7 protein-coding genes are annotated in these 5,854 nt (G+C 67.7%); 5 read left to right on the forward strand and 2 right to left on the reverse strand.

Features of this window, described 5'->3' with window-relative positions; all coding sequences use genetic code 11:
• The coding region (locus VDQ18_RS22425; protein ID WP_323023081.1) for a sensor histidine kinase N-terminal domain-containing protein at positions 1–432 on the reverse strand (432 nt) is incomplete at its 3' end.
• Positions 429–1,094 (reverse strand): response regulator transcription factor, encoded by a 666-nt coding sequence (locus VDQ18_RS22430; RefSeq protein WP_323023082.1) that lies wholly within the window; start codon positions 1,092–1,094, stop codon positions 429–431. The genes VDQ18_RS22430 and VDQ18_RS22425, both read right to left, overlap by 4 nt.
• A 132-nt stretch (positions 1,095–1,226) precedes the next feature.
• Between VDQ18_RS22430 and VDQ18_RS22435 the strand changes: the two genes are divergently transcribed.
• The 5 genes from VDQ18_RS22435 to VDQ18_RS22455 are packed head-to-tail and all read left to right on the forward strand — an operon-like array spanning position 1,227 to position 5,840.
• A complete protein-coding gene (locus tag VDQ18_RS22435; protein ID WP_323023083.1) occupies positions 1,227–2,186 on the forward strand; it encodes a Bug family tripartite tricarboxylate transporter substrate binding protein in 960 nt (319 codons plus the stop codon).
• Positions 2,183–2,623 (forward strand): tripartite tricarboxylate transporter TctB family protein, encoded by a 441-nt coding sequence (locus VDQ18_RS22440; protein WP_323023084.1) that lies wholly within the window; start codon positions 2,183–2,185, stop codon positions 2,621–2,623. Before VDQ18_RS22435 ends, VDQ18_RS22440 begins: the two co-directional genes overlap by 4 nt.
• A gap of 49 nt (positions 2,624–2,672) precedes the next feature.
• The gene (locus tag VDQ18_RS22445) at positions 2,673–4,187 is read left to right on the forward strand and encodes a tripartite tricarboxylate transporter permease (RefSeq protein WP_323023085.1); all 1,515 of its coding nucleotides are present in this window, start codon (positions 2,673–2,675) and stop codon (positions 4,185–4,187) included.
• Position 4,188: 1 nt separating this feature from the next.
• The gene (locus VDQ18_RS22450; protein WP_323023086.1) at positions 4,189–5,544 is read left to right on the forward strand and encodes an acyclic terpene utilization AtuA family protein; all 1,356 of its coding nucleotides are present in this window, start codon (positions 4,189–4,191) and stop codon (positions 5,542–5,544) included.
• Positions 5,544–5,840: a DUF4387 family protein gene (locus VDQ18_RS22455; RefSeq protein ID WP_323023087.1), complete on the forward strand. Its 297-nt coding sequence runs from the start codon at positions 5,544–5,546 to the stop codon at positions 5,838–5,840. Before VDQ18_RS22450 ends, VDQ18_RS22455 begins: the two co-directional genes overlap by 1 nt.
• Positions 5,841–5,854 lie beyond the last annotated feature (14 nt).

Below are 5,854 nucleotides of genomic sequence, written 5' to 3' on the forward strand. Positions count from 1 at the left end.
CACCGGCGCCGCGCGGTTCTCGATCATCAGGCTGCGGGCGACGGCCACCAGCCTGAGGTCGGCGTCGCGGTATTCGGCATCGTAGAACACGGGCTGCAGCGCGGTCGGCGCCTGTGGGGGCAGCGGCAGGTCGGCGTAGCCGGTGACGGGCAGCCCGTTGATGTCGATGCGGTGAAAGATCCGCTCCTCGCCCATCGCCGCCAGCATGGAGAAAGTGCCGGGCGACAGGTCCAGCTCGGCCCCGCCCTCGACGCTGCGCAGTTCCTCGGCAATGGTCGATGTGGCCGCGCCAAGGATGCCGTCCAGCGTCGCCTCGGACGCCCGCTCGGCCCCCAGCCGCACGGCGACGTAAAGCGCCACCGCCAGCCCGGCCGAAAGCACGATCAGCTGCACCACCAGCCGACGGCGCAGCGAGGGCGCGCGGGGTCTCATCCCCCGGTCAGCCGGTAGCCGAGGCCGCGCACCGTCTCGATCCGGGCGGTCGAGCCCTCCAGCTTCTTGCGTAGCCGGGCGATATAGACCTCGATCGCGTTGTCGGAGACGGGTTCGGACAGGGAAAACAGCCGGTCGCAGAGCTGATCCTTGGACAGAATCCGCCCCGGTGCCGAGAGCAGCACCTCCAGCAGCCGCAGCTCCCGGTTCCGAAGGTCGCGGTTCTCGCCCGCGACACAGACGAAACCGCCCATCGGATCGAAGACCAGATCGGCGTAGCTTTGCAGATTGGTCACCGTGCCGCCCCGCCGCCGCAGCACGGCGCGGCAGCGGGCCTCCAGTTCCGCGAAATCGAAGGGTTTGGTCAGGTAATCGTCGGCGCCCAGATCCAGGGTATCCACCCGGTCCGACACAGCCGAGCGCGCGGTCAGCACGATCACCGGCGTATCGGCCTTGCGCGCGCGCTGGCGCTGCAGGAAGCCGCGGCCGTCGCCATCGGGCAGGGTGATATCCAGCAGGATCAGGTCATAAGGGGCGACGGCCAGATGGTCGTCGGCCTCGGACAGCGAGGCGGCGTGATCGACGGCATGGCCGTCCATCTCCAGCCGCTCGCGGACCGAGCGGGCAAGATCTGCATTGTCTTCGATCAGAAGAAACCGCATGGCGCCTCTTTTTCTTGCGACCTGACAAGTTCGTGACAGGTCTGTGCAAGGTTCCCAGCGAATCCTGCCCGGCGCAAGGGGGAGGTAACGGCGGCGCCGTCCCGCACCCCGGCACCAACTGGGAGGAACTCCATGACCCGTCTTTCGCTGCCCGCGCTGTCGCTGGGCGCTCTGCTGGCCGTCGGCACCCCGGCGCTGGCCACCGAATGCATCGCCCCCGCCAACCCCGGCGGCGGCTGGGACTTCACCTGCCGTCAGATCGGCCGCATCCTCTACGAGATCGGCGCCGTGCCCTCGCCGGTGCAGGTCACCAACATGGCCGGGGCCGGTGGCGGCGTCGCCTATACCGCCGTGGTCAGCGACCGGGGCGACGATGGCGACCTGATCGTCGCGGCCTCGTCGGCGACCACGACCCGCCTGGCGCAGAACGCCTTCGCCGGGATGACCGCGGATCAGGTCCGCTGGCTGGGCACCATCGGCGGCGACCCGGGTGTCATCGTCGTGGCGGCGGACAGCCCCTATCAGACGCTGAACGACCTGGTTGCCGCGGTCACCGCCGACCCCTCGTCGGTGGCTTTCGCCGGCGGTTCGGCCGTGGGCGGCTATGACCACCTGAAGGTGCTGATGCTGATGTCGCGCACCGGCTTCGAGGATGCCCGCGCGATCCGCTACATCGGCCTCGACGGCGGCGCCGATGCGATCACCCAGACGGTCGGCGGCTTCACCCAGGCGATGACCGGCGACATCTCGGAAATCGGCGGCTTCATCTCGTCGGGCGAAGTGCGCGCGCTGGCGGTTCTCTCGCCCGAGCGGATCGACGGCTACGACATCCCCACCGCGCGTGAGCAGGGCATCGACCTCGTGGCGATGAACTGGCGCGGCCTCTACGTGCCCCATGACATCACCGACGAGCAGTTCGAGGCCTGGACCGCGCGCCTGCAGCAGGTCGCCGACAGCGAGCAGTGGCAGCAGGTGATGCACGACAACGGCCTGGCCCCCTACACGCTGGTGGGTGACGAGTTCGAGGCCTTCGTCAACGCCAATATCGCCGAAATCCAGGAGATCTCGCGCGAGATCGGGATCCTGCAATGATCAAGGCTGACCGGATCTTCGGTCTGGTCATGATGCTGGTGGCGCTGGGGTATCTCTTCAGCGCCACCCACATTCAGACCAGCTTTCTCTCCGACCCGGTGGGCCCGCGCGTCTTCCCCTACATGATCGGGGGCGCGGTGATCCTGTGCTCGCTGGTGCTGGTGATCCGCCCGGATGCCAATGCCGACTGGCCGGGTCTGGGCACGATCCTGCAGCTGGCCATCGCGCTGGCGGTGCTCATCGGCTATGCCTCGGCGGTGCGGCCGCTGGGCTTCATCATCCCGACGGCGGTCGCCGCGGGGGTGCTGAGCTACCAGATCAACCCCAAACCCGTCAGCGCGCTGCTGACCGGCGTCGGGCTGTCGGTCGGGCTCTTCGTTCTCTTCAAGATGATCCTCGGCCTCGGGCTGGTAGGATTTCCGCGCCACTGGTTCTGAGCGCGTCGTGACACGGGTCGCCTGAACCGGCGCACCCTGGGGGAAAACCATGGATATCCTGTCTAACCTGGCGATGGGCTTTGGCGTCGCGCTCTCGCCCTGGACGCTGATGCTGGCGGTGATCGGCTGCTTCATCGGCACCATCGTCGGCGCCCTGCCGGGGCTTGGCCCGTCGAACGGCGTGGCGCTGCTGATCCCGATCTCGTTCTCGATGGGGCTCGATGCCATCTCGGCGCTGGTCCTGCTGACCTCGGTCTATTACGGCGCGATGTATGGCGGGCGGATCAGCTCCATCCTGCTGAACATTCCCGGCGATGAACCGGCGATGATGACCACGCTGGATGGCTACCCGATGGCCCGGCAGGGCCGGGCGGGCGACGCGCTGGTGGTGTCCGGCGTGGCCTCGTTCGTCGGCGCCTTCCTGGCCACCGTCGGCCTGATGCTGCTGGCGCCGATGCTGAGCCGCGTGGCCTATCAATTCGGTCCGGCCGAGTATTTCGCCCTCTATCTGCTGGCCTTCTGCACGCTGGGCGGCGTGGGGTCGAACAACCAGGCGAAATCGGCGCTGGCGGCGCTGATCGGTCTGGGCATCGCCATGATCGGCCTGGACAAGACCACCGGCATGCCGCGCTTCACCTTCGGCGAGCTTCACCTGATGGACGGGATCGACTTCCTGGTTGCCATCGTCGGCCTCTTCGCGGTGTCGGAAGTGTTCTTCTTCATCGAGAGCCACGGCAAGAATTCGGCCATCGGCGTGGTGCTGGACAAGGTCCGTATCCCGTGGAACGACCTGAAACGCTCGACCGGCGCCATGCTGCGCGGCACGGGCGTGGGCTTCGTGGCGGGGATCCTGCCCGGCGCCGGGGCCTCGCTGGGGTCGTTCCTGGCGTATATCCTGGAAAAGGGCGTGGCCCGGAACCCGCAGGATTTCGGCAAGGGCGAGGTCCGGGGCGTCGCCGCGCCCGAGGCGGGCAACAACGCCGCTGCCGGTGGCGCGCTGATCCCGATGCTGACGCTGGGCGTGCCGGGGTCGGGCACCACCGCCGTCCTGCTGGCGCTGCTGCTGACCCTCAACATCACCCCCGGCCCGCTGCTGTTCACCGAACGGCCCGAGGTCGTCTGGGGCCTCATCGCCTCGCTTCTGATCGCCAACGTCGTGCTGCTCATCATGAACGTGCCGATGGTGAAGATCTTCGTGAAGGTGCTGACCGTGCCCTCGCATATCCTGCTGCCGGGCGTGACGATGGTGGCCTTCGTGGGCATCTATTCGCTGACCGGCTCCAGCTATGACATGCAGCTCATGGTCGCCTTCGGGGTCCTGGGTTACATCTGCCGCAAGCTGGATATCCCGACCGTGCCGATCATCCTGGGCATCCTGCTGGGCAACGCCATGGAGGACAACCTGCGCCGCGCCATGGTGCTGTCGAATGGCGACTGGACCTATCTCTTCTCGTCCGGCGTCTCCATCGGGCTCTGGGTTGCGGCGATCATCGGCTTCATGGCGCCGCTGTTCCTGCGGCGCTTCCTGAAACGGCCCTCCCTGCCGGAGGCCAACGAGGACTGACATGACCACACGCGTTCTGGTGCCTTCGGGCGTGCTGGGACTAGGCTTCGACCGCGCGGCTCTGTCGCGCGGCGTTGCCATGAAACCAGACATCATCGCCATCGACGGCGGCTCTACCGACAGCGGCCCCTGGTCGCTGGGGGCGGGGCAGTCGAAATACTCGCGCGCCGCGACCAAGGCCGAATGGCGCCACCTGATGCAGGCCCGGGCCGAAGCCGGCGTGCCGCTGGTGATCGGCACTTCGGGCACCTGCGGGGCCGATGCCACGGTCGACTGGATGTATGCCATCACCGCCGAGCTGGCCGCCGAACTGGGCCAGAAACTGACCGTCGCGCGCCTCTATTCCCAGCAGCCCGCCCGCCGAATCGTGCAGGCGCTGGAGGAAGGCCGCGTCACCCCCCTGACGCCCGCGCCCGAGATCGACGCCGACGGCCTGCGCGCCATGGCCAATATCGTGGCGCTGGGCGGGGTCGAGCAGGTGCAGGCGGCCATCGCCACCGGCGCCGACATCATCCTCTGCGGTCGGGTGACCGATACCGCGACCATCGCCGCCCTGCCGCTGGCGCGGGGCGAGGCTGCGGGCGGTGCCTGGCACGGCGCCAAGATCGCCGAATGCGGGGCTTTGTGTTCGACGAACCCGACCTCGGGCGTGATCCTGGTCGATTTCGACGAGACCGGCTTCACGGTCGAGGCGATGGCCGAAACCGCGCTCTGCACCCCGCATTCCGTCTCGGCCCATATGCTTTACGAGAATTCGGATCCGTTCCAGCTCTATGAGCCGGGCGGCTATCTGGACGTGCGCGGCGCGCGCTACACCGCGCTCGACGCCCGCCGGGTGCGGGTCGAGGGCTCGAAATGGGTGCCCGGCCCCTATACCGTGAAGCTGGAAGGCGCGCGGGCGGCGGGCTACCAGACCACGATCCTGGCCGTCCTGCGCCAGCAGCATTACGTGACGCATGCCCAGGAATGGGCCGACAAGCTGCACGCGTTCCTCACCGCCCAGATCACCGAGCGGATGGGCCTGACGCCCCCCGATTACACGCTGGAATTCCGCATGATCGGCGTCAACGGCGCGCTGGGCGCGCTGGAGAACCGGCAGGGCCAGCCGGCCGAGGTGGGCGTTCTGGGCATCGTCACAGCCGCCACGCAGGAGATCGCCTCCGAGATCGGCAAGCTCATCAATCCGTGGGTGCTGCATTACCCGCTGACCGAGGATGAGGAACTGCCGACCTTCGCCTTCCCCTATTCCCCGGCCACCACCGACCGCGGCCCGCTCTACGAGTTCGCGCTCAATCACGTCATGGCGCTGGAGGACCCGATGTCGGCCTTCCGGCTCACGGTTTCGGAGGTCGGCTGATGCGTCTGGGCGACAAAGTCCTGAAAGTGCGGTCCAAGAACGCCGGGCCGTTCTGGATCACCATCGACATCTTCTGCGGCACGCCCGAGGCTTTCGCGGAAGTTTCGGGAAAACTCGAAACTCAGCGCGTGGCGGATCTGACCGGCACGCCGCTGCAACTCGTGAAACGCTTCGATATCGAGGATCTGCGGGTGGTGAAGCTGTCGATCCCGCGTCCCGTGGTGCAGGGCAGCCGCGACGACCGCGACATGCATGGCGCGGCGCTGGCGGTGCTGATCGACGAGATGGAGATCTAGCGGGTTCGTGGGGG

The sequence above is a fragment of the Pararhodobacter sp. genome (genome assembly GCF_034676075.1).
Classification (GTDB): domain Bacteria; phylum Pseudomonadota; class Alphaproteobacteria; order Rhodobacterales; family Rhodobacteraceae; genus Pararhodobacter.

Bases quoted from the DNA above. Each gene is read 5' to 3' on its own strand.
- VDQ18_RS22430 (WP_323023082.1), bottom strand. From the start codon at position 1,094: ATGCGGTTTCTTCTGATCGAAGACAATGCAGATCTTGCCCGCTCGGTC.
- VDQ18_RS22435 (WP_323023083.1), top strand. From the start codon at position 1,227: ATGACCCGTCTTTCGCTGCCCGCGCTGTCGCTGGGCGCTCTGCTGGCC.
- VDQ18_RS22440 (WP_323023084.1), top strand. From the start codon at position 2,183: ATGATCAAGGCTGACCGGATCTTCGGTCTGGTCATGATGCTGGTGGCG.
- VDQ18_RS22445 (WP_323023085.1), top strand. From the start codon at position 2,673: ATGGATATCCTGTCTAACCTGGCGATGGGCTTTGGCGTCGCGCTCTCG.
- VDQ18_RS22450 (WP_323023086.1), top strand. From the start codon at position 4,189: ATGACCACACGCGTTCTGGTGCCTTCGGGCGTGCTGGGACTAGGCTTC.
- VDQ18_RS22455 (WP_323023087.1), top strand. From the start codon at position 5,544: ATGCGTCTGGGCGACAAAGTCCTGAAAGTGCGGTCCAAGAACGCCGGG.